Raw genomic sequence first — 24,670 nt, 5'->3', positions numbered from 1 at the left:
GCCTGAATACGCCGGTTACAGATTAACCCTTAGCCCGGAAATGACCCGTGCAGGCGCTCTGCACTATCCACACTCACCATATAAACAGAGTTACCCACAGCATCCGGGGATAACTTAAAACTGAGTGAGCGAATTAAAGCTATACCGGGGTTGTCATACTGGCTTCGGCAAAGGATTGCCACAGCATACTGGCTACCGGACCTAAACTATGCTCCTGTCGACGAACCAGCCTGATCTCTCCATCGATACTGTACTCAAGGTCTTCGGGCTGCAGCCTGACCAGATCCCCACGAGCCAGCTCAGTTTGTACCATATGTTCGGGGATAAACCCCCAACCCAGCCCGGCAAGCAGCATCTGCTTCAGGGTATTGGCATCCCGGGTTTTCCATTGCCTGACCCCCTTGATCAGCATCAGACTTTCCGTATCGAAACTGAGACCACTCTCTTCCACCATCAGATGAACCTGGGACTTCAGTTGCCCGGTACTCTGCACCTCCCCCGCTTTAAACAGTTCTGGCGCAGCCACCAGCTGGATCTTAAAGTGACTGATAGCCTGGGTGTCCAAATCACCCAATGCATATAGTGTTGGCCACCAGGGACTCACTACCAGATCAGCCTGACCATTCTGCAAAAGTTTCAGCGCGCCAAAACGAGATTTACCTAACACATGTAACTCAGTATCAGGAAATTGCTGCTGGCATTTTTTCAATACTTTTAAAATCAGAGAGTGTGGGCATGTCAGATCATATGCAAAACGCACCAACGGCTCATTCCCCACGCCCAGATGCTGCCCCATCGAGCTAAGTTGATCCGCATTTAACAGTAGCTCCTGAGCCTTACGATAAAACGCTCTGCCCGCTGGCGTCAGACTCAGCCGATAACTCTCCCGGTTCAGAATCTCAAAGCCATATTCCGCTTCCAACTTCTTAATCGCCATCGACAGTGCAGGCTGAGTTTTATGCAGGCTTTCAGCTGCTTGCTTCAGGGATCCGCATTCTACAATGCGACTAAGCGTACGTAGTTGCTCTAACGTCATTAAATTTAATTTAACCTGTTGGCAATATTTTGTGAATATTATTTAAGCAAAATCTATTCTATATTTCACTTATCAATTTCTCTGAGTTAAACCGATTCGGCATCATCTATTCTTATAACTCATCCGAGTTCGCCTGAATCCGTTATTTCAGTCCAATTTTTATAAATCACTATCCGATTTAATACAGATAAAACATCTACCGAGGTTTGCCATGCACGTTTTCTATCGGCCATTTCAGTTTTCTATTCTGGCGATGCTATTCGTTCTGGTCGGCTGTAGTGACAACAGCGATCAGGCCTCAACAGCGGAGGTTATTCGTCCGGCTAAAATCTTTCAGGTCACTGATCCAACTTTATCTGCAGTGCGCAGCTTTCCTGCAGAAGTAGAAGCCAATGCCGATTCAAAACTGGCTTTCAGAGTCAGCGGTCAGATTACTGAGCTGTTAGTCAGACCCGGTAGTGAAGTCGAGCAGGGGCAGATTCTGGCACGACTGGACCCTAAAGACTTCAAGCTGAATCTGGACGACCGCCAGGCCCGTTATGAACTGGCCAGATCTCAATTTGAACGAGCCAAATAGATACTCGCCCGTAAGCTGATATCGCAGTCTAAATTTGATGAAGCCCGCGCCGAACTGAAAGTCGCCCAAGCATCATTTAATGTGGCTAAAACTGACCTGGAATACACCTACCTGCGTGCCCCCTTTACCGGCAGCGTGGCTAAGTTAATGGTGGAAAAATATGAGAACATTCAGGCCAAGCAAACCGTGCTTTTGCTACAAACCCGGGATCAGATTGATATTTCAATCCAGATGCCTGAGAACATTGTTTCGCGGATAAAGAAAGACACCGGCTATCAACCAACCGTGGTATTTGATTCCCATCCTGGCCAACGTTTTCTGGTCAGTGTAAAAGAGTGGGATACCCAGGCAGATCCCTCGACCCTGACCTATAAAGTCGTGTTTTCCCTACCCACCCCTGAATCATTTAATGTACTACCAGGGATGGCAGCCAGCATCAGTATCGATCTGTCTAAAGTCACTGATCTGAGCAATACCCGCTTAATGTTACCTGTCGGCGCAGTCTTTGCTGCTGAAGGCGAACCCCTGTCAGACAGTACCCGCTATATTTGGAAATTTGATCCGCAAACCCAACGGGTTCATCGGTTGGAAGTCACTGTCGGCGAAATTAAGCAGCAGGGTATCGAAGTCCTGAGTGGTATTGAGCCCGGCGATCAGGTTATTGCGGTGGGTGCTGGTTTCCTGACAGAAGGTCAGCAGGTTCGCCCCTGGAATCGGGAAGAGGGTCTGTAAATGAAACTGACCGAATACTCGATTAAACGTCCGGTTACCAGCTGGATGTTTGCACTGTTGCTGCTTGTTGGCGGTATCATCTCTTACAACGGTCTGGGTCGTCTTGAAGACCCTGCATTCACCCTGAAGATGGCGATGATTACCACCGCCTATCCCGGTGCGGCCCCAACCCAGGTTGAGGAGGAAGTTACCTACCCTCTGGAAAATGCGCTACAACAACTCCCATACGTTGATTTTGTGACCTCGATATCCTCTGCCGGAATGTCACAAATCATTATCGAGATGAAAGGCACTTACCGTAAAGATGATCTGCAACAGATCTGGGATGAGTTGCGCCGTAAGGTCAATGATCTTGAAGCCCAGTTACCTCCCGGCACTATGAAGCCCCGGGTTATCGACGAATTTGGTGATGTGTATGGCGTCCTGCTGGCGATCAATGGCGATGGTTACTCCTACGAAGAACTGAAAGACTATGTAGACTATCTGCGTCGTGAACTGGTGCTGATCAAAGGCGTTGGCAAAGTAACCGTTGCTGGTGAGCAGCAGGCCCAGGTCGTCGTTGAGATCGCCCGAAATAAACTCTCTGCACTGGGAATTCCGGCAGAACGAATCTATCAGCTACTTCAAACCCAGAATCAGGTATCTAATTCCGGTAGTGTGAAAGTTGATAGTGAATACATCCGTTTACACCCATCCGGCGAATTTAACAGTGTCAAAGAATTAGAAGGATTACTGGTTTCAAATTCAGGCACTTCGCAACTGGTCTATCTGGGTGATGTTGCCGAGATCAGTCGCGCCTATGCTGAAGTACCGCAGAATATTATTAACTACAACAACCATCAGGCATTACTACTGGGCATCTCGTTCAGCTCGGGGGTCAATGTTGTCGAGATCGGTCAGGCGGTAGAACAACGCATGGCTGAGCTCGAGTATGTTCGGCCCATCGGCATGGAAGTCAGTAGTGTGTATAACCAGCCAGCAGAAGTTGATAAGTCGATGCAGGGCTTTATGCTAAGTCTGGCCGAAGCTGTCGCTATCGTAATTGCCGTACTGCTGATATTCATGGGGCTTAAAAGCGGCATCTTAATCGGTCTGATCCTGCTGTTAACGGTATTAGGCAGCTTTATCTTTATGAAGCTATTTGCCATCGATCTGCAACGCATCTCGCTGGGCGCACTGATCATCGCACTGGGTATGCTGGTCGATAACGCTATCGTTATCACCGAAGGGATATTGATCGGCCTGAAAAAAGGCCAGACAAAGCTTCAGGCTGCGCTGGATATCACCCGTCAGACAAACTTGCCGCTGCTAGGTGCTACCGTCATCGCTATCACCGCGTTTGCACCTATCGGCCTCTCGGCTGATGCTACCGGTGAGTTCGCTGGCAGCCTGTTCTGGGTGCTGCTTATCTCCCTGCTCCTCAGCTGGGTTACCGCCATTACCCTGACGCCTTTTTTTGCCGATCTTATGTTCAAAGAAAACACTCAGGTCAGTAATGAAGATGAAGCTGATGCCGCTCTCTATAAAGGTGCAATTTTTACCTTCTACAAAGCGTTGCTTAACTTTTGTATGCGTTTTCGTGTCCTGACAATGATCATGATGGTGCTGCTGTTTGTTGCGGCTATCGCAGGCTTTAGCCAGGTTAAACAATCTTTTTTCCCTCCCTCAAACACACCGATGTTCTATCTGGATTACTGGCGTTATCAGGGCTCAGATATTCGTGAAACCCAGAAAGATATTGAATCTATCCAAAGCTACCTGATGCAACAGGAACGGGTGGAGCAGGTGACCACCACCACCGGCCGGGGTGCACCTCGCTTCATGCTGACCTATGCTCCGGAAAAATCCTATGCCGCTTTTGGTCAGCTGATTATCCGGGTGCAGGACCGGGATTCATTACCCGGCGTTATGGCTGATCTGCGCGATCATATGATAGGTAACTATCCTCAGGCGCAGTTTAAAGTGAAGCGCATGGAGATCGGCCCCTCTACTGATGCCAAAATCGAAGCCCGCTTTACCGGCCCTGATCCTGACCAGCTTCGTCAGCTGGCCGGCCAGGCGATTGCGGTTCTACAGGCAGATGCCGGGGCACATAATATTCGTCACGACTGGCGCCAGCGCAGTAAAGTTATTCGTCCACAGTTCAATGAAGCGATGGGGCGCAGGGTCGGCATCAGCAAACAGGACCTTGATCAACTGTTACTGACTACCTTCTCAGGCCAACAGGTCGGCCTCTATCGGGAAGGTACTCAGCTACTACCGATCATCGCCCGGCCACCTCAGGCAGAACGCCTGACTATCGATAGCCTGCCTGAACTGCAGATCTATAGTCAGGCGGCTAACGACTATGTGCCTATTACACAAGTAACCACCGGTTTTGATACCGACTGGGAAGACTCGTTGATTCTGCGTCGTGACCGTAAGCGTACTATCACCGTAATGGCCGATCACGATGTCTTAGGTGATGAGACCGCTGCAACTCTGTTTAGCCGGATAAAACCGGGCATTGAAGCGATCCCGCTCCCCCCCGGATATAAGCTGGAGTGGGGTGGTGAATACGAGTCCTCAAGAGATGCTCAGGCAGCACTGTTTGGCGGACTGCCGCTGGGCTATCTGGGTATGTTTATCATTACCGTACTGTTGTTTAATTCAGTCCGGGCTCCCCTAGTTATCTGGGCCACCGTTCCCTTGGCAGTCATCGGAGTCTCTTTCGGCTTGCTGGTCATGGGCGCCCCCTTCAGTTTCATGGCGCTGTTAGGGCTACTCAGTTTGTCCGGGATGCTAATTAAAAACGGGATTGTATTGGTCGATCAGATAAATCTCGAGCTATCCCAGGGTAAAGACCCTTATCTGGCAGTATTTCACTCTGCAGTGAGCCGGGTTCGACCGGTAGCCATGGCGGCTATCACCACGATTCTGGGTATGATCCCGTTACTGTTTGACGCCTTTTTTGAATCAATGGCGGTCACTATTATGTTCGGACTGGGCTTTGCTACTATTCTGACACTAATCGTGGTGCCAGTGCTCTTCACCCTGCTATACCGGATCCCTTATCAGCCACAGATACAACAGTAGTTAAAAAGGGCAGGTATCTGGCTCAGATACTTGCCCCCAAAACCTGTGGATAACTCTGTTCGCAAGATGAGCACTACCCCACGAAAAGCCCATCCGTGTTGATTATAAGAGATCAGGGTGTTTTATGACCGCTGTGGAAGATAGCCAGACCGCACAGCTCTGCAGCGGCCTCTGCTACGCCAGGAAAAGTACGCTTAAAACAGGATCAAATTGTCATGTAAGCGCTCTTTCAACCCAATCCAGTCGATCCTGACCGAAGTAAATTTCATCATCGACAAACATAGTCGGAGCGCCAAATACACCTCGCTCTGCTGCTTCCAGGGTAGCCTGAATCAATGCTTGCTTGTTCTCGGGTAGTGACATCGCTTCCATCACCAGAGCGGCATCAAAACCTGCGTCACTCAGCACCTCAGATATAACGTCAGCCGATGAAAGATCTTTTCCGTCCGTCCAGGCGGATTTAGGCTGGTTATGGAGCTGCCAGTACGGTTTCCTGGACATAACAAGCTATTAACAGAGTTATCGATTAATCTGAATATAAATTTATAGCCTGAACTTATTGGCAAAAAACAGCTGCTATAGCAAATTAATAGCTCTGATACAGCCTGAAAAAGGATAGTGCCATGCCACAAACTATTGGTTTTGATGTCTATGGAACCTTAGTGGACCCGGTTGAAATGGGTACCCATCTGGAAGCCCTGATAGGCGATCAGGCTAAAGAATTTGGCCAGTTATGGCACGAGAAAAAAGTTGAATACGCATTTCGCCGGAGCCTGATGCAGCAGTATCAGGATTTCAGCGTATGTACGCTTCAAGCCCTGCGATATTGTATGAAGGTTTTTAAAATCGATCTGTCAGAACAGGCACAGCAAGCCCTGATGGCTGAGTTTGCCAATCTGGCGGCATTCAACGATGTAGTCCCGGGGCTTAAGAGTTTAAAGCAGCAGGGCCATACTCTGGCTGCATTCTCTAACGGCCCGGAAGCGGCAGTACATACTCTCATGGGCAATGCCGGTGTATTACCCCTGCTGGATGATGTGATCAGTGTCGATGACATCCGTATCTATAAACCCAGTCCTCGGGTGTACCAGTATCTGATGGAGACAACCGGCTCCACTGTCGATAACTGCTGGATGGTATCCGGTAATCCCTGGGATGTTATTGGTGCTAAAGCGGCGGGTTTAAAAGCCGCCTGGATACAGAGAGACCCGGCGAAAATATTTGACCCTTGGGATATCGAACCCGATCTGGTGGTTAACGATCTGATCGAATTCAGTGAACAACTCACCGATTTTTAAGATACATAAAAATTTAATTGTTTGTCTGTTACAACTTACAGAGACAGCGGTACCAACTGTCTGAAGAGGCGATAATGAGCGAATACCAACCCCCTAAAGTCTGGACCTTTGATAGTGAAAGCGGCGGCACCTGGTCAAAACTTAACCGACCAACGGCCGGCGCGACACATGAAAAAGCACTGCCGGTAGGCAAGCATCCCTTGCAACTTCACTCTTTAGCGACGCCGAATGGCCAGAAAGTCACCATCATGCTTGAAGAACTTTTAGCGGCTGGCGAATCAGGCGCAGAATACGATGCTCATCTGATAAAAATCGGTGACGGCGACCAGTTCTCCAGTGGTTTTGTCGGTATCAACCCCAACTCTAAAATCCCCGCCCTGCTGGACTGTTCAGACGATCAGGAAATCAGAGTGTTCGAATCCGGAGCAATACTGCTTTATCTGGCTGAAAAATTCGGCCACTTTTTACCTGCAACACTTTCTGAGCGCACTGAGGTAATGAACTGGTTGTTCTGGCTCCAGGGCTCAGCACCCTATTTAGGCGGCGGCTTTGGCCACTTCTACAGCTACGCCCCGGAAAAATTTGAGTACCCGATCAATCGTTTTGCCATGGAGACCAAACGTCAGCTAGATCTGTTAAATCAACAACTGGCTGCTAATGAGTTTATCGCTGGCGAACAATACAGTATTGCCGATATGGCTATCTGGCCCTGGTATGGCAATCTGGTACGTGGACTTATTTACGATGCTGGAGAATTCCTCAATGTACAAAGCTACAGCCATGTACAGCGTTGGGCCGAACAGCTCTGGCAGCGTCCGGCGGTACAACGGGGCAATATCGTCAATAAAACCTGGGGCGAGCCCTGGCAACAACTGCCTGAAAGGCACTCCGCTTCCGATATAGATAATGTACTGAAGTTAAAGCCCTGAAATTAAAGTCCTGAAGCCTAATCTCTAAAACTTAGGCCTTAAAACTGAAGCCTGATAACAACTCAGTTTATCCGCTGGGCAGTCAGCCATTTATGCCTCACTGCCCTATTCTTCTAACTGAACTCATCCAATTAAGTTCGTTCAACATACAAATACGTATAGGACTCAGCTAAACCCGAAATTTACTCCGTAGCCGGCTGACCACAAAGATACTTACAAACAATCTGATCCAGAGTACCCCGCTCTTCTAACAGTTTAAGGCTCTGGTTTATCTGCGCCAAAAAAGGCTGACGGGAGCGGTGCAAACGAATATGCACAGGATTACTGCTATAAGGCAGTGATATCTGATAATTCAGGTGTTCATCCCGCTGATAATGAATGGCGATTGCCTCTTTCATCAAACCTATCTTGTTCCAACCCCGATGTACTCGCTGAGCAATCTGCCAGGCATTCGAAAAATCTTCTCTGATCAATGAATCAGGTACCGCAGTTCCCCTCACTGTCGCCACCCTGATCCCTTTCAGGTCATTCAGAATAAACACCGGAAAAGACAGTTCGGGGCTATAAATAATTACCTCATTGGCAATGCCAAACGGACGGCTATAAAGCGAAGCTTGCTGCAGCGGCTCGGGCTCAACAAGATTGGTAGAAACCCCCACCTCAATATCAATCTCCTGGCCAATAAAGTGACGCCTTAACCGGGCCTGGGATAGAGCAATAAACTCGAATTCAATCCCCGTCTCTGCCGCTACCGCCCTTAGAGTATCAGCGTAGATACCCTGATACCGGCCACTGTCATCACGCCAGAAAAAGGGGATCTGTCCAGGTAGCGGCATCCCCACCCGCAGCGTTTCTGCATTGACAGCACCAGCAGGCAAACCGATCCAAACACCGGCGCAGATCATCAACCAATACCGGGCCAAACAACCAATGGCACGCAAGGAGGTTTTTCTCAATCTTTTTATGCTACTGTTCAATCTATACACACTTTTATTAATTAATCCTTACATGCCATTTTCAGATAAAACCTGCTGCTTATCATTATGCCTATAGCCACCGCATCTGCCATGCTAATGGAGCCGGTATTACAGCTGGCCCGCCACTTTCATCAACATAGTGGTCAGGAATTACATACCGAGCTGTTGCAGGCGGCAGGGCTGTCTGAAGATGAGTTTACCAAACCTGGTGCACGTTTTCCGGCAGACAACTTTCCTCAGGTACTAAAAACACTGGCAGACGCCGGACAAAACCCGCTGATTGCTCTCAACCTTGGTGAGGTTACTCAACCCCGTATGCTGGGCTCAATCGGCTTCCTGATGTCCACCGCAGCAACACTGGAGCAGGCATTTGAGGCACTGATTGATTACTTTCCCCTGCTGTTTGAAGGTGCGGTTCTGGAACTTGAGCATACCCTGGAAGGAGCTCAGTTTAGCCTTGAACTGAATCAGAATTCACCACAGGTTATCGAATACCTGATGGCCTGCCTTAATAACTGGCCTCGCTGGCTGACCGGTCACCAGATACCGGCCATCGCGATCAGGCTTTCCCGACCTGAGCCAGACAGTACTCAGCCGTTTCAGCAGTTTTTTGCCGCCGAAGTTGAGTTTGACGCCCCCCGTAATCAACTACTCTTGAGTAGCGATTACCTGAATCTGCTATGTACCGATGCTAACGCTGAAATGCATCAGTTACACCGGGAGTTTGCCGACTCCCTACTGAGCAAAAGCACCCAACAAGGTGCACTCATTGCACAAACCCGTAACCTGATTCGCCAGCAACTCAGCCAGGGAGCCGGTTCAATCCGACGTGATCAGGTGGCCAGCGAGCTAGGCCTCAGTCTGCGAACACTGCAACGTAAGCTTGGCATTCTGGGTACCAGTTTTCAGGATATTTATGACCAGACCCGGCGCGAGCTCTGCCTGCAGTTGATCCAGAAAGGCCAGCTAAGTTTCGGTGAAATAGCATTCCAGCTGGGGTTTTCCAATCAGTCTGCTTTTCAAAAAGCCTTCAAGCGCTGGATGACCATCCCGCCCAGCGAATATCGACAGCAGATCCGGCCTGCCAACCTGGAAAGCGTTCAGCAGTCCACACTACCAAGCGCCGATCAACACTGGTTACAGGCTGATAACCGGAATCAGATACTGCAACAGCACCTGTCTAGTCTAAGTGTATTTGGCCGGGAACTACTGGACTGCGCCAGTGCTGCGGGTATGTACTTTGATCTAAATCTGCTCGCACTGATTACCCATAATCCGGTAGCCCGGCTGGCAATTCACTTCTGGCCTGCTGAGCGTGCCGGTCTGATCATTCGCGATAAACAAAGTGCTGAGCAGACCGCATTCCATTTCGCTAACGCCGGTATACAAGACTTCATTTACCAGCAATTGAGTCAAACTGAACAGCAGCAACTCCATCATGACTACAGTGTTGCGCTACTAACGACACTGTCTGATTCAGCTGCATTGGCTGAACTGGAAAATGTACTGCAGCACCTGCAACTGACCGATGATCCTGATTTAGATCGTCAATACCAGCGATTGAGTATCCGGGCTGCTGAACTGGCCAGTCAGCAACAGGATTATCCGCTAGCCAGCCGGTATATGCAGTTAGCTGCAGAGAATCCTGCCTGCCTGCCTGAACAACAATCCGGGTTACTACTACGTAGCGCTGAGCTACAGCTACAAGCCGGCGAACTGTTTGCCATGGACAGATCACTGACTGCGTTGGGCTCACTAACGCTATCAGCTACGGAGCAGGGTAAAAAAGCACTGCTCAGCGCTTATCTGATGCAGCAGCAGGGTAATCTGTCCGAAGCACTTGAATGCCTGCTCGTGCAGCTTGCCCAACAAGATCATTGTCTGCCCCGAAATAACCAGGCGCAGCTTAAACTGTTACTGGAACAGTTCGGCTATATCAGCCAGCACTTCAATGCACAAACCCTGACCGCCATGGCTGGTAAACGCTTTGATAAGCTTTACACCCAGCTACGCTTGCTTGAACAGATCAGCCTGCTGGCCCGTCAACTCAGTGAACCACTACTGGCGGCCTGTGCAATCGGACGGATGACAGAGATCAGTCTGCGCTACGGGCGTTCGCCATTAACGGCCTTTGCCTATACCAGCTATGCCTGGGTCGCGGGTTGGTTCTGCGCCGATTACTCTCTGGCACAAACCTTCTCGGCTCAAGGGATGCAGCTGGCTCACCGCTTCGGCGGCCTCAACAGTCAGCATACTAGTGACTCCCTCATTTCGTCCGATGATAGTGAGTTGGCCAGTAGCGCAGTGTTGGTACAAAGCAAACAGGTTTTACACTGGTTTGCACCACTACCCCAGGTGATAGAACAGTTACAGCTAATCGAGCAACGTTGTACTGAGCAGGGTTTATGGCGACAGCAGAGCGAAGCCTGGCTGCTGCTGGCGCAATTCAGGTTCATCTCAACTGAGCCTCTGGATCAGCAACGGCAGAGGGTCGAAATACAGTTGGAACAACTGGCCAGCCGCAAGCTACTGCATCAGCAAACCCAGCTACAAGATTCAATGGTTAATCTGTTTGATCAGCTACAACAAGGACACCCGGCTGCCACAACAGAGTACCGAGATGGCTGGCAAGCAATAGGTACTATCATTGGTGCTCTATTACTTAACCAGAGCCAATGCTGGCCTGAACTGTATCGCTGGGAAGCTCTGCTGGAAAATGAGCTTCCGGGCTATTTCTGTATCAGTGAAATGTTGTTCTGCACGGCGCTGATGCGGCAGATTCAGGGATTACAGCGAGGCGCTATCAGCCACCGACATCGAATTAAAGTCGAGCAGACTATCTCCCGACTGGAAATCTGGCAGCGTCACTGCCCTGAAAACTTCAGTGTTCAACTACAGCTGCTCAGGGCTGAGCAGGCCCGTTTAGATAACCACAATCCGGCTCAGTACTATGAAGCGGCACTTCAGGCGGCAACTGAATCGGGGCCAGGCTATCACCTTGCATTAGTACATGAACGCTATGCGGACTATCTGGGTTCGCAAGGACAAACAAGTCTGGCCAGGTTTTGTCTGATGCAGGCGCAGGCATTCCACCAGCAATGGCAAGCCCATGCAAAGGTAAAACAGCTGGCACAAAGCCTTAGTTTGCTGGCAGAATAACGATGGTTTTATCTGTATTCTCCCTAACTAATAATAATTATTAAGACGAATCAAACACATATGACACCCTGGAAAGTACTGGTTGTAGACGACGAAGAAGGCATTCACGGCATTACCCGGATGATTTTCCGTGGCTATGAATTTGAACAGCGTCCAATAGAGTTGATCAGTGCGATGAGTGGCGCCGAAGCCCGGGACCTGCTGACCCAACACCCAGATACTGCCCTGGCACTGTTGGATGTGGTGATGGAAACCGATCATGAAGGTCTGCAGTTAGTTGATCATATACGTAACGACCTGAATAACCGCGATATTCGAATTATTCTACGCACCGGGCATCCGGGTTACGCCCCCGAAGCACAAGTCATCGTTAACTACGATATCAATGATTATCTGAGTAAGGCCGAACTCTCAGCATCCCGTTTGCTGACCTCGGTCGTAGTAGCGCTGCGCTCTTATCGGGATATTAGAAATGCTCAACTGCAGGACTTTCAACAGCCCGGTGATACCGGCGCTGAACAGCAATTACTGCCTGAAGCTGCGTTACAACTTAAGCAACAGGTTGAGCCGGTACTGCGTCAGACAGAACGTCTGCAACAGTTTGACCTGAATCCAATAGCGAAAGATCTGTGTGCCGATATGAGTGCCTGGCAGCAACGCTTGAATAATAGTATTCAACTACTCGATAGCAGTGCGACGCAGCAACCGGAAGAAGCGATAGATCCTGCCAGCATGATGGATCAGATACTGCATATTTTTCTACCGCAAAGCCGGCGCGATGGATGGCTGCTCGATTATCGGGTTGATCCCTCATTAGCCGGACAGATCAGCCTTAATCCCGCATTGCTGCAACAACTGATGCTGACAGCAACCGAACTGGCGGTACTACAAGCGGACGGCCATGATCTGAAGCTTGGCTTGCAGGTTGCAGACCAACCTAACCATCTACTGTTCAGTGCCGGACAACTGCAGGGACAGCCACGCTTTAGCAACAATGCCTGGAACAGCCATATGCAGCGGCAACTCAAACGCTTGTGTCAGCTGCTCAACGGCCACCTGCTGGAAGCCGACGAACAGGGCACCATCCGCTGCCTGCTGCCCCTGAAGCGTTAGCCATAGCTAGCTATAAAACCAGTTATCTATAAAGCTACTGATCAGATTAATTTTCAGACAGAAGGTAAACACTGGACTCCTGGCGTACGGTATCAATCCACTGCTCCGCAGCTGCCAGTGTTTTACCAAAGAAAACCACCCGGGAGGCCGTTTTCAGGGTACCGTTCTGGCCCATCTCATAGCGATACACCCACCAGCTGGCTTCGGCGACTTCCCGAATTTTAAACACACACTGAATCGGTTTGATCGGATTAAACGCTTTCATTTTGCTTATCATCTTTAACTAAATGTTTGTAAATCAATCGCTGTGACGGCGTTAACCGCCACAGCGATGCCCATTGCTTATGCCTTAATAACTCAGCCTTTGCAGTTACTTGGCCTGAGCCAGCTCCAACAGCTCTCTGATTGCCACGGTAAAGATGGCGAAGTCCTGTTGAGCGCTGGTACGAATTTCACTTAACAGACGCTGCCAGCGAGTCAGCAACAATTCATTACTGGCAAACCAACGTTCAACCAGAGCATCGCCCTGATCTTCGGAAGGTTCTGCTGAGCAGGCTTCAGATAATTGTTCAGCATGCTGCTCAATTGATACCGCACCACTCAATACACTGAATGTGATCGCCTGTTGATGGCTGGTCAGGTCTTCCCTGAAGCCATCCCGGGCCATCGATTCCCAGTGATTTTGTGCCTCCAGCTCTTTAACCTGATGATCAAACCAGTGCAGCTGCAATCGATCACCCAAACCAAAGTGAATCCGGGCAACCATCTGCAACGACTGACCGGTCTGTTCTGCCACATGGATCACACTTAACAAGCTATAAAGACTATCAGCACCAGCAACAACGGTTGCCAACTCACTTGGTACGCCGGCAGTCACCAGTTCATCATGCTTTAGTTGCCAGCGTTCGCGGGGCTCACCTTCAAGCAGTTCGGCAAAGGATCCTCTCAATTCAGTCACCGCAGGGCGGAACTGCTCTACTGCCTCAGCCACGTTCATCGCGGAACGCTGCTGTCGCAGAAACCAGAATGTTGCCCGACGCGCCATACGGATGAGGTCTGCCATCATCTGTTGCTGCAAAGCCGCATCAACCTGGTTATCCAATGCCTCAATTGCACGCCAAAGCTGTGGAATATCGAACACATCACGGGCAATAACATAGGCAGCAGCGACTTCAGCAAAGCCGACACCGGCAATCTGAGTAATCCGTTCCGCAAAGGTAATACCCATAGTGTTAACCATGCCATTTGCCAGCTGAGTCGCAATAATTTCACGCTGCAAACGGTGCTCTTTAACCGGCTGTGGATGCTCCTGTACTAACCGCTGAGGAAAAGCAGTAACCACTTCCCGGCTCAGATACTTATCTGATGTAACCCAGGAATCACTTAACAGCTCTTTCAGTTCAGCCTTAGCGTAGGAGATAAGCACCGACAGTTCCGGACGGGTCAAGCCGGTTCCTTTCTGTTTCAACTCTTGCAGAGCCTCATCAGAGGGAATAAATTCAAGCTCCCGATCCAGTTTCCCATCAGTTTCAAGACGGTTAATCAGACGGATATATTCATCCATAGATTTCTGTGCATGACGCTGCGCAATACTGATCGCCTGCGCCTGCTCATAGTTATTCTGCAGTACCAGTTCGCTGACTTCATCGGTCATCTCTCGCAACAGGTTGTTCCGCTGCTTCATGGTCAGGTCACCATTAGCGACCACTTCATTGAGCAGAATCTTGATATTTACCTCATGGTCGGAACAATCCACACCACCGGCGTTATCGATAAAGTCAGTATTAGACTTGCCACCCCTGGCACAGAACTCCATCCGTCCCTGTTGTGTAAAGCCCAGATTACCGCCCTCACCCAACACTTTACAGCGCAGTTCACTACCATTAACCCGCAGGCTGTCATTGGCTTTATCGCCTACTTCAGCATGGGTTTCATAACTAGCCTTAACATAGGTACCGATACCGCCGTTCCAGATCAGATCGACTGGCGCTTTTAGCAGCGCATGAATCAGGTCATTAGGTGATAAGCGGTCAGCCTGAATATCAAAACGAGTCTTCATTTCGGGGGTAATATCCAGCCACTTGGCCGCCCGGGAAAAAATTCCGCCACCGGCGGAGATCAGCTCAGCGTTGTAGTCTTCCCAGCTGGAACGAGGCAGCGCAAATAACCGCTGACGCTCTGCAAAGCTGGCCGCTGTTTCAGGCTCTGGATCAATAAAGATATGCAGGTGGTTAAACGCAGCACAGAGCTGAATATGCTCTGACAGCAGCATCCCGTTACCAAACACATCGCCCGCCATATCACCGACACCGATAACACTGAAAGACTGCGACTGGGTATCCAGTCCCAGTTCACGGAAATGTAGCTTGACCGACTCCCAGGCACCTTTTGCGGTAATACCCATCCCCTTATGGTCATACCCCTGGGAGCCGCCGGATGCAAACGCATCCCCCAACCAGAAACCCCGGCTTTCGGCTATTTCGTTAGCAATATCTGAGAAGGTGGCTGTGCCTTTATCCGCCGCTACCACAAAATACGGATCATCTTCATCATGACGTACCACATCTATCGGCGGCACGACCTCACCAGCCTCTAAATTGTCGGTGATATCCAGTAACGCACTGATAAAGATACGATAGCTGGCGATGCCTTCATTGAGCCATGCTTCCCGACCACCACTGGTCGGCAGCTGTTTAGCGACAAAGCCACCTTTCGCGCCAACCGGAACAATGACCGAATTTTTTACCTGCTGAGCTTTAACCAGCCCCAACACTTCGGTGCGATAATCTTCCAGACGGTCGGACCAGCGCAAACCACCCCGGGCAACTTTACCGCCTCGCAGATGCACGCCTTCCACCCGGGCAGAGTAAACAAACACTTCAAACATTGGCCGGGGCTCAGGAATTCCCGCAATATCCCGCGGACTCAGTTTGAAAGAGAAATAGTCTTTTGCCTCCCCCTGAGCATCGCACTGGAAGAAGCTGGTACGCAGAGTCGCCTTCATCAGCTCCAGGAATTTGCGCAGGATCTGATCATCGTTAAGGTTATCCACCTTATCCAGCGCATCCAGAATGCTGGACTCAATCCTGTCCATCAGTGCGGAGACTTTCTCGCTGCTCTGACGCTGCGGTTCAAACCGAGCCCGGAACAGAGCCACCAACAACCGGGTAACCTGAACATGGCGGAACAGAGTTCCAGCGATATAGGGCTGAGAGAAGCCTAAGCGGATCTGCTGACTATAACGGGCGTAAGCACGTAGCATCGCCACTTCACGCCAGTTCAGGCCTGCACCGATCACCAGCTGATTGAATTCATCATTTTCTGCCCGACCGTTCCAGATATTGGCAAACGCCTGCTGGAATACTTCCTGTACCTGCTCTAATACAACCGGTTCTGCACCCTGATAGATCAGAGAAAAATCATGCATCCAGAACTGCTGCCCATCATTGGCACGAATCGAATAGGGGTGTTCGCCCACCACCTGCATACCCAGGTTTTCCAGCACCGGAATAACATCGGAAAGAATCAGGGGCTGATCAGCGGTAAACAGCTTAAAGCGCAACAGATCCGCGTTCTGCTCCAGCACCCGGTAGAAACTCATACTGATCGGGTTAGCATCGCTCAGCGCTTCGATACGTTGCAGATCATAGACCGCACTGGCCGGACTGAAATGTTCCCGGTAGGCGCTGTTAAAGCCGTAGCGATAACGGTGTAACAGATTATTACCCTGTTCCTCTCCACAAGCATCCATCAGCGCAGAGTGCAGCTCATCACTCCAGTCTCTGGAGATATGAACAACTTCATCTTCTAAGCGTTTCAGATCCAGCTCGACCGGATTATCCGGATCGATACGCAGAATAAACTGCACCCGGGCCAACACTGATTCACTAAAGGTGGTGGTAAATTCTGACTCAAGGGCTCCGGTGGCTTTATGTAACAGCTCCTGCACCTGCAAACGCAGTTCGGTATTAAAAATATCCCGCGGTACATAGTAGAGGAATGTAATAAACTGGTTGCAACGGTCTGCCCGCATCAGCAACCGGGCTTTACGCCGCTCATTCAGGCTGAAGATACCCATCACTATCTCAAGCAGCTGCTGCTCAGTCGCCAGAAACAGCTCATCCCTGGGCAGATCATTCATAATTTGCAGCAGTTGCTTACCATTATGACTACGTCGATCAAAACCGATCTTCTCTAATACTGCGCGGGCTTTATTGCGTACTACCGGAATCGACGCCAGCGGCTCCGAATACATCGCAGAGGTATACAAACCATGAAAACGATACTTACCGGTAACATTACCTTCAGCATCAAACTGCTTGATAATAATCCGGTCAATATACGCCGGGCGATGCACCAGAGAGTTACGGGCATCTTTAGCAAACATCAGCGGTGATGGTTCAAACAGGAACTCCCGTTCAGCCTGACGCAGACCATTCAGCGAGCTGGCTGTAGCCTCCTCTTCACCGAGGCGGAAAATACCCAGTTCACTGTCCTGCACCGATACCAGCTGATCGTCTTCGATACGGATCTCGTCATAACCCAGAAAGGTAAAACGATCATCCAGCAACCAACTAAGAAACGCAGCTTCTTCACTATCCGGGTCCTGGCCATTCAACTGTTCTAGTAGCTCAGTCGCCCGGTGCTGCATAGCTGAATAATCAGACACTGAGATATCAACATGCTCAAGTACCTGTAGCAGCTCAGTCTGTATCTGCTTAAGCTCTGTTTCATCACTGGTGCGGTCTACTTCTAAGTAGATAACCGATTCAGCCTGCGCCCCAGAGTGATCAGCCGTCAGCAATCCGGTTAACCCACCGTTATCCCGTTGTGTATGAATAATCGCATTATGGATTGTGTGGATAACCCGGCCATGACGATTTAACGCCATCCGTACCGAATCCACCAGAAACGGCATATCCCGCTGCACTATTTCAATTACCGTGTGCTGCGCGCGCCAGCCATGCTGCTCAAGATCCGGATTATAGAGATACACTTTAGGCTCACCGGCACTGAATTCCTGCAAAAACTGCCAACAGGACATAGTAGCGCCGTAAAGGTTTTCCAGCGAACGCTCGCTGAGCTCCTCACGGGTGGCGGTCTGATAATAGTATCCGGCAAAGGTATTTACCCGCTCGGCAAGATCAGCCGGCAGACGTTGATGGAGAAGATCGGTAAGGGGTGACAGCAGTGCACTGTTGTCGCACAGTGAGTCAGTCATGGTATGTTTATTTTTAACCTGTCGTCAGGGTTAAGGATAATGATTACCGACTCAGAACAAGCCGGTAACCGGTCATTTTTCAATCAGTTACTTTTAATTCTTCAGCAGTAAAACAGAACAGGTCGACCGTTCTGCTACACGGGCCGATACGGAACCCAGCAAAAACTCATCAACCGGATTACGATGATGGGCAGACATCAGCACCAGATCAATCTGCTTACGTTTAACGTAATCGACTATCAGCTCAGCCGGTGAGCCTTCGTATACTTTCAGGACGGGCTTTACCTCGTCAGGTAGCTCTGCCACAGCAAACTTTTTAAACTTCCGTGCCACTTCAGTCACTGCTTTCTTATGCTCACTTTCGCTAAAAAAAGAGGCTACAAAGGAGTTACTAAATCCAGGTACAACGGTTATCAGATGCAGTTCGGCATCGTTATCCCGTACTTCGCGCAACGCCAGTTTCAACGCCTGCTTAATGAATTCGGGCTCTGTCAGATCTACCGGTACTAATACTTTTTTAAACATATCTCATTCCCCGAGATTACCCGACCGGTGTCGATCGGGTGTGTAAGCGCCTCATTCACTATATGAGCTCACTAGATAAACTCACTAAATGAACTCACTAAATAAACAAAGCACTCACAGTTAACAGGCTGCCGTCTGAGCTTTAGCTGGAGTACTCTTACGGCGTCGACGCTGAAGCATGACCAACAACCCCAATAGCATAAAGGTTGGTATATAGATCAATTGCTTAGCCGGCTGTGCCTGAGGGACTTCAACACCCACCACAACCTGATCAAACGCTAAGCCTGCTTTTTCAGCCGGGCTATCGAAGCCAACAAAATCAATCATTGTCTTGCCACCGGTAGTCAGTAACTCAAGTCCGGTTTCAGCCATACGATCAGCACCCGTGACGCCCTCACCCAGCTCAAGTTTCACCAGGAAGGAGCGCTGATTACCGACATCGTCTTCACCATCAATCCAGAAGTTCATTACCGTACCCGGATCCAGATTATCAGCCATCTGTACCAGTTCAGTCGGTGCAACCTGCTGATAAGGATCGACGATGCGATCCATCCAGAAACCCGGGCGGAACAACGAGAATGCGATCAACAGCATCACAGCGGATTCATACCAGCGATTGCGGGTGATGAAAAAGCCCTGAGTCGCAGCGGTAAAGATCAGTATCGCAATAGTCGCGATAATGAATACCTGAATACCCTCCAGCCAGGTGACACCAATTAACAGCAGGTCGGTATTAAAGATAAACAGGAATGGCAGTGCCGCAGTTCGCAGACTGTATGCAAACGCCACAAAACCGGTGCGGATAGGATCACCGCCAGACACCGCAGCCGCCGCAAACGAGGCAAGTCCCACCGGGGGTGTTACGTCAGCCATAATGCCGAAATAGAACACAAACAGGTGCACTGCGATCAGCGGCACTATTAATCCGGATTCCTGACCCAGTGAAACAACCACCGGGGCCAACAGCGATGACACCACAATATAGTTAGCCGTCGTCGGCAGTCCCATACCCAGAATCAGACTGAGCACTGCGGTCAGCATTAGCATCAATAGCAAGTTACCCATGGACAGGATTTCAACCAGATCAGCCAGCACTGAACCAACCCCGGTCTGAGACACTGCACCCACGATAATACCGGCAGTCGCAGTCGCAATACCGATACCTATCATGTTACGGGCACCGACAATCAGGCCATCAACCAGCTCATTCGCGCCCTGTCGCAGCCGGGCTGCAATGTCGCTATGACCACGGAAAAAGGCCAGTAATGGACGTTGAGTCACCAGAATAATGATCATCAGCACTGTCGCCCAGAACGCTGACAGGCCCGGTGACAAACGCTCGATCATCAAACACCAGACCAGTACAACAACCGGCAACAGGAAATGCAGACCCGACTTTACCGTAGGACCTACTTCCGGCAACTGCAGCATCGGTGCATTAGGATCATCCAACGCAAGATCAGGTACCTTAGCGGCGAAGCGAATCAGATATAGATACACCACCCCTAGCAACGCGGCAATAACCATTCCTGCATAAGTGCCGAATACCGGTTTGATCCAGCCGATACCGAAGTAAACTCCGGCAGCAATCGCTGCGGTGACCAGAAAACCCGTTAGCATGCCGATAATACGCATCTGCCATGGCTTAACCGCTGAACGGCGAGGCAAGCCCTGCATATCCAGCTTCAATGCTTCGAGGTGTACGATATACACCAGCGCAATGTAGGAGATCAGCGCAGGCAAAAAGGCATGGGTAATAACTTCAACATAGGAGATACCCACATACTCAACCATCAGAAACGCTGCAGCACCCATAACCGGTGGCATAATCTGACCGTTAACCGAGGACGCTACCTCAACGGCACCAGCTTTCTCTGAGGAGAAACCAACCCGCTTCATCATCGGAATAGTGAAGGTACCGGTAGTTACTACGTTGGCAATCGATGAGCCTGAAATAAGGCCGGTCAGGCCTGACGAGACCACCGCTGCTTTTGCCGGTCCACCGCGCATGTGGCCCAACAGAGAAAATGCGACCTGTATGAAATAGTTACCCGCACCGGCTTTATCCAGCAATGCGCCAAAGAGTACAAACAGGAATACAAAGTTAGAAGAGACACCAAGCGCAATACCAAAAACGCCTTCAGTGGTCAGCCACTGATGGTTCACAAGCTCTTTTAGTGTAACGCCTTTATGGGCAATGATTTCTGGCATATAAGGACCAGCCAGCGAATAGGTCAGAAACACTATCGCAACAATCATCAACGGTGGCCCCAGAGTACGGCGGGCCGCTTCCAGCAGCAACAGAATACCGACAACCGATACAATCAGGTCCTGCGAATTAGGCAGACCGGTACGGCTTACAAGCTGCTCGTAAAACAGGAAGATATAAGATGCACTAAAGGCACCCAGAAGACAGAGCGCGATATCCGTTGCGGGAATATGATGCCGTGGTGAACGGGCTAAAGCGGGATACGCGGTAAAGGCCAGAAAGGTTGCAAAACCCAGATGAATAGCACGTACTTCGGTGTCATTGAAAATACCAAAGCTACCAATAATCGGCCAGTCATAAAAAGGTAATGGCGAGGCTATCCACAGCTGAAACAGTGACCATAATAGTGCTGCAGCAAGCAGTATTTTGCCCTGCCAGCCTTCAGGAATTCGGGCACCAGTATCGGTAGCCGCGACCATGTCCTGGAGTTCTTGTTCGTCGACCTCAGCCTGACTGTTATGAGTATTTGTCATGTCGGCTCCAAAAAACAGGTATAAAAAAAGAGCCTCTGGTACAGCCATTCGGATCGCTCATTAAGACAGCTATCCTTGGGTGCAGACTGAACCAGAGCCTCCGGAGAGAGCGTACCTCCTATACAGGTACGCTCTCTATACAGAACTAAATGCTTATAATTACATCCAGCCTTGTTCTTTGTAGTAACGAACCGCACCTTCATGCAGAGGAGCAGAAAGACCACCAGAGATCATCTGTTTTGGTTCCAGGTTTGCGAAAGCAGGGTGCAGACGCTTGAAACGGTCAAAGTTATCAAATACAGCTTTAACCACCTGATAAACAGTATCGGCATCAACATCAGCAGAGCTCACCATAGTCGCAGCGTTACCAAAGGTTGCTACATCGTTATCAGAGCCTTTATACAGACCACCTTTGATCAACGCCTCAGCGTAGTAATCATTTTCAGCGATCAGCTTTTCGATTGCCTTACCAGTAACAGGGATTACTTTAGAATCACAAGAAGTAGTTGCTTCTTTAATCGCACCGGACGGATGGCCAACGGAGTAGATCATCGCATCGATCTTGTTATCACACAGCGCCTGAGCCTGCTCAGAAGCTTTCAGCTCTGCCGCCAGTTTGAAAGAATCACGGGTCCAGCCTTTCTCAGCCATGATCACTTCCATAGTACCGCGCGTACCTGAACCAGGGTTATTCAGGTTAACCCGCTTACCGACCAGATCGTCAAAGGTTTCAATGCCTGAATCTGCACGGGCAACGACAGTGAACGGCTCGTTATGTACAGAGAAGAGCGCGCGCAGGTTGTCATACTTGCCCTGGGATACAAATGTATCGTGCTTAGTACCGTTCATCGCGTGGAACTGCCAGTCAGACTGAGCCATACCCAGATCCTGCTGTCCCTGACGAATCGCATTGATATTCGCTACTGAACCCCCGGTCGAAGGAGCAGTACACTTAATACCGTGAGTATCCGTCTGACGGTTAACCAGGCGGCAGATAGACTGGCCTACAACGTAGTAAACACCTGTCTGACCACCGGTACCGATAGTGACATAGGTTTGTTGTGCGCTGGCAGTGCCTGCACCAAACGCAGCGGTCAGGCCAACGGCAGAGGAGAGTAAGCTGGTTGCAAGTTTATTCTTCAGAGACATGAGATTTCCTTGTTATCGTTATTTTGCCCTCTCGGGCATAAGCGAAGAGAGCAGTAATCTCTGGAAAATAGTCGTTTCATATTTTCCGGCGATTACTGCTCCTTCTCTCAGGAGACCGAAACAAAGTAATTTAAACAAACCCACAGCCGGGCCGCCTATCGCGCCAATTAAACCTCCCAGCGTGCCAAACACCTTATGAGACGCATTAACATCACATTTTTCAGACTAAAAAAGCTGTCTCGCTTTGCATCTGGCGCTATGATTGAGGGCTATTGAGCATAGAAAGCCAACAGACAATTCCATCTGCAGAATTTAATAAAGAACCAACAATATGACTCTGCTCCAGCGTATCAACCAACTGCGATATCAAAAACCTTTGGGCATCCGCCTGCTGGCGGCCATCTTGCTCTGTAGTTCAGCCATTACCCTGATAGCCACCGGCACCCAGCTATGGCTCGATTACCGCTATGAACTATCAGCTATCGATGAGCGTCTGTTACAAATTGAAGCCAGCTCATTGAACAGTCTGTCTACTAGTCTGTGGGAGATCAGTCCTGCCCAGATACAGGTACAGCTGAACGGCCTGCATCAACTACCCGATGTTCGCTTTTTAGAGATCACATCTCAGTACGGTGATTACTATGTTGCTGGCAATAAGCCTGAAACCGGCCCGATTGTTGAACGGCAGTACCATCTTGAGCACCTCAGTAGTGACGGCACCCCCTTTGAAGTCGGTCAGCTAACCCTGATTATCGGTCTGGATGAGGTATATCGACGGCTCGCCGATAAAGTGCTGGTTATTCTGGCATCCCAGGGCATCAAAACCTTTCTGGTTTCGATCTTTATCCTGACCATCTTCCACCGTCTGGTAACCCAACACTTGGGCACTATGGCCGATTATGCCCGCCGGCTAAAACTCGACCATCTTGATCTGCCACTCATACTGCAACGCAAAGAACGACACCGGGACGATGAAATCAGTCAGGTAGTCGATGCCATGAACAGTATGCGTGAATCGATGTTGCGGGATATCAGTAAAAGGCAGCAGGCCGAAGACTCACTCGCACAGCTTAATGCCGAACTGGAACAGCGGGTAACCGACCGGACCCAACAGCTGGAAGAGCGTAACCTTGAATTACACGAGACCCTGGAAAAGCTACAGGCGACTCAAAAACAACTAGTTGAATCTAAGAAACTGGCAGCTCTCGGCGGGCTGGTTGCGGGGGTTGCCCACGAGATAAACACCCCGATAGGTATCGGCTTTACCGCCGCCTCTTACCTGTCGGATCAGGCCAAACTTCGATTGCAACAGCATCCCGATGATCCGATGGCGGATACGGCTAACGAGAGCGCCCAACTGATCTGTCAGAACCTGGAGCGGGCCAATCAGCTTATCACTGCCTTCAAACAGGTATCGGTCGACCAGTCCAGCGAGCAACGCCGTCAGTTCGACCTGATCAAATATCTGGATGAAATACTACTGTCGTTACAACCGCGACTTAAGCGCTGCAAGCCGGAAGTGATAATCGAAGGCCCCGATCACCTGATATTAGATAGTTATCCCGGTAGCTATTATCAGATCTTTACCAACCTGATACTTAACTCCCTGTTACACGGTTTTGAAAACCAGCCAGGCGGAAAAATAAGTATTCAAATGAGTCTGACCGATCAGCAGTTGCTTATTCATTACCGCGATAACGGGGTGGGAATCCCGCAGGATTGGCATGAAAAGCTGTTCGAGCCTTTTGTCACCAGCAAGCGTAACCAGGGCTGCAGTGGTTTAGGTATGCATATCACCTTTAATTTGGTGAATCAGTTACTTAACGGGCATATCCAGTCTTTGCCGAATAGCAATGGCGCACATTTCTTTCTTGAGCTGCCATTATCAGAAAACGATACCGATCAGTCCAGCAACCCGATCTCTTTGAAATAGCGCTCACCCCCCGGATGAAGAGGCGCCGCCAGCGGTGCCTTTAATTAATAATGGCCGGAGTCAGGCGAGAAAACACCGCCTGCGTTCGCCTGAAAGGTACATACTGATTGTAAAAGTAACTCGCCAGAGAGTGAGACAGTAACGCTCCTCTTTCCGGAACTATCACTCATTAAAAACGATACAGATCAGTCCAGCAATCCGATC

General features: G+C 49.9%; 16 protein-coding genes. 8 read left to right on the top strand and 8 right to left on the bottom strand.

The features are described 5' to 3' along the window. Positions 1-139 precede the first annotated feature (139 nt). Positions 140-1,036 carry a LysR family transcriptional regulator gene (locus tag EHS89_RS12200; protein ID WP_124926431.1) on the bottom strand — a complete coding sequence of 299 codons (897 nt, stop codon included), beginning with the start codon at positions 1,034-1,036 and terminating at the stop codon, positions 140-142. A gap of 211 nt (positions 1,037-1,247) precedes the next feature. On the opposite strand from EHS89_RS12200, the gene EHS89_RS12195 reads away from it, so the two are divergent. The 3 genes from EHS89_RS12195 to EHS89_RS12185 are packed head-to-tail and all read left to right on the top strand — an operon-like array spanning position 1,248 to position 5,420. Next, complete coding sequence (locus EHS89_RS12195) at positions 1,248-1,613, top strand: efflux RND transporter periplasmic adaptor subunit (RefSeq protein WP_124926430.1); 366 nt, start codon at positions 1,248-1,250, stop codon at positions 1,611-1,613. Then, positions 1,614-2,345 (top strand): efflux RND transporter periplasmic adaptor subunit, encoded by a 732-nt coding sequence (locus tag EHS89_RS12190; protein WP_124926429.1) that lies wholly within the window; start codon positions 1,614-1,616, stop codon positions 2,343-2,345. Continuing rightward, complete coding sequence (locus EHS89_RS12185; RefSeq protein WP_124926428.1) at positions 2,346-5,420, top strand: efflux RND transporter permease subunit; 3,075 nt, start codon at positions 2,346-2,348, stop codon at positions 5,418-5,420. A gap of 213 nt (positions 5,421-5,633) precedes the next feature. Here EHS89_RS12185 and EHS89_RS12180 read toward each other — a convergent pair whose 3' ends face one another. Continuing rightward, entirely contained in the window at positions 5,634-5,921 is a 288-nt protein-coding gene (locus tag EHS89_RS12180) for a DsbA family protein (RefSeq protein ID WP_229753573.1), read from the bottom strand. A gap of 122 nt (positions 5,922-6,043) precedes the next feature. On the opposite strand from EHS89_RS12180, the gene EHS89_RS12175 reads away from it, so the two are divergent. Continuing rightward, the gene (locus tag EHS89_RS12175; protein WP_124926427.1) at positions 6,044-6,718 is read left to right on the top strand and encodes a haloacid dehalogenase type II; all 675 of its coding nucleotides are present in this window, start codon (positions 6,044-6,046) and stop codon (positions 6,716-6,718) included. A 74-nt stretch (positions 6,719-6,792) separates the two neighbouring features. Then, positions 6,793-7,647 carry a glutathione-dependent disulfide-bond oxidoreductase gene (gene yghU, locus EHS89_RS12170; protein ID WP_211340335.1) on the top strand — a complete coding sequence of 285 codons (855 nt, stop codon included), beginning with the start codon at positions 6,793-6,795 and terminating at the stop codon, positions 7,645-7,647. Between the two features lie 182 nt (positions 7,648-7,829). On the opposite strand, the gene EHS89_RS12165 is transcribed toward yghU, so the two are convergent. Then, a complete protein-coding gene (locus EHS89_RS12165) occupies positions 7,830-8,603 on the bottom strand; it encodes a substrate-binding periplasmic protein (RefSeq protein ID WP_229753571.1) in 774 nt (257 codons plus the stop codon). An 87-nt stretch (positions 8,604-8,690) separates the two neighbouring features. Here EHS89_RS12165 and EHS89_RS12160 point away from each other — a divergent pair, with 87 nt between their 5' ends. After that, positions 8,691-11,783 (top strand): AraC family transcriptional regulator ligand-binding domain-containing protein, encoded by a 3,093-nt coding sequence (locus tag EHS89_RS12160; protein ID WP_124926426.1) that lies wholly within the window; start codon positions 8,691-8,693, stop codon positions 11,781-11,783. 60 nt (positions 11,784-11,843) lie between these two features. Beyond that, complete coding sequence (locus tag EHS89_RS12155) at positions 11,844-12,896, top strand: response regulator (protein ID WP_124926425.1); 1,053 nt, start codon at positions 11,844-11,846, stop codon at positions 12,894-12,896. Between the two features lie 46 nt (positions 12,897-12,942). Here the strand turns inward: EHS89_RS12155 and EHS89_RS12150 are convergent, their stop codons facing one another. The 5 genes from EHS89_RS12150 to EHS89_RS12130 form a co-directional block, all read right to left on the bottom strand. After that, positions 12,943-13,161, bottom strand: coding sequence for a hypothetical protein (locus EHS89_RS12150; RefSeq protein ID WP_124926424.1), 219 nt, complete (start codon positions 13,159-13,161; stop codon positions 12,943-12,945). Between the two features lie 105 nt (positions 13,162-13,266). Then, a complete protein-coding gene (locus EHS89_RS12145) occupies positions 13,267-18,117 on the bottom strand; it encodes an NAD-glutamate dehydrogenase (RefSeq protein ID WP_124926423.1) in 4,851 nt (1,616 codons plus the stop codon). Between the two features lie 93 nt (positions 18,118-18,210). After that, the gene (locus EHS89_RS12140; protein ID WP_124926422.1) at positions 18,211-18,642 is read right to left on the bottom strand and encodes a universal stress protein; all 432 of its coding nucleotides are present in this window, start codon (positions 18,640-18,642) and stop codon (positions 18,211-18,213) included. Positions 18,643-18,762: 120 nt separating this feature from the next. After that, complete coding sequence (locus EHS89_RS12135; RefSeq protein ID WP_124926421.1) at positions 18,763-21,384, bottom strand: TRAP transporter permease; 2,622 nt, start codon at positions 21,382-21,384, stop codon at positions 18,763-18,765. Between the two features lie 159 nt (positions 21,385-21,543). Beyond that, entirely contained in the window at positions 21,544-22,533 is a 990-nt protein-coding gene (locus EHS89_RS12130) for a TAXI family TRAP transporter solute-binding subunit (protein WP_124926420.1), read from the bottom strand. Positions 22,534-22,864: 331 nt separating this feature from the next. Here EHS89_RS12130 and EHS89_RS12125 point away from each other — a divergent pair, with 331 nt between their 5' ends. Then, positions 22,865-24,466, top strand: coding sequence for a sensor histidine kinase (locus tag EHS89_RS12125; protein ID WP_124926419.1), 1,602 nt, complete (start codon positions 22,865-22,867; stop codon positions 24,464-24,466). Positions 24,467-24,670 lie beyond the last annotated feature (204 nt).

Origin of the sequence: Amphritea balenae, from assembly GCF_003858655.1 — a bacterium.
Taxonomy (GTDB): domain Bacteria; phylum Pseudomonadota; class Gammaproteobacteria; order Pseudomonadales; family Balneatricaceae; genus Amphritea; species Amphritea balenae.
This window is presented reverse-complemented; position numbering and strand designations above follow the sequence as displayed.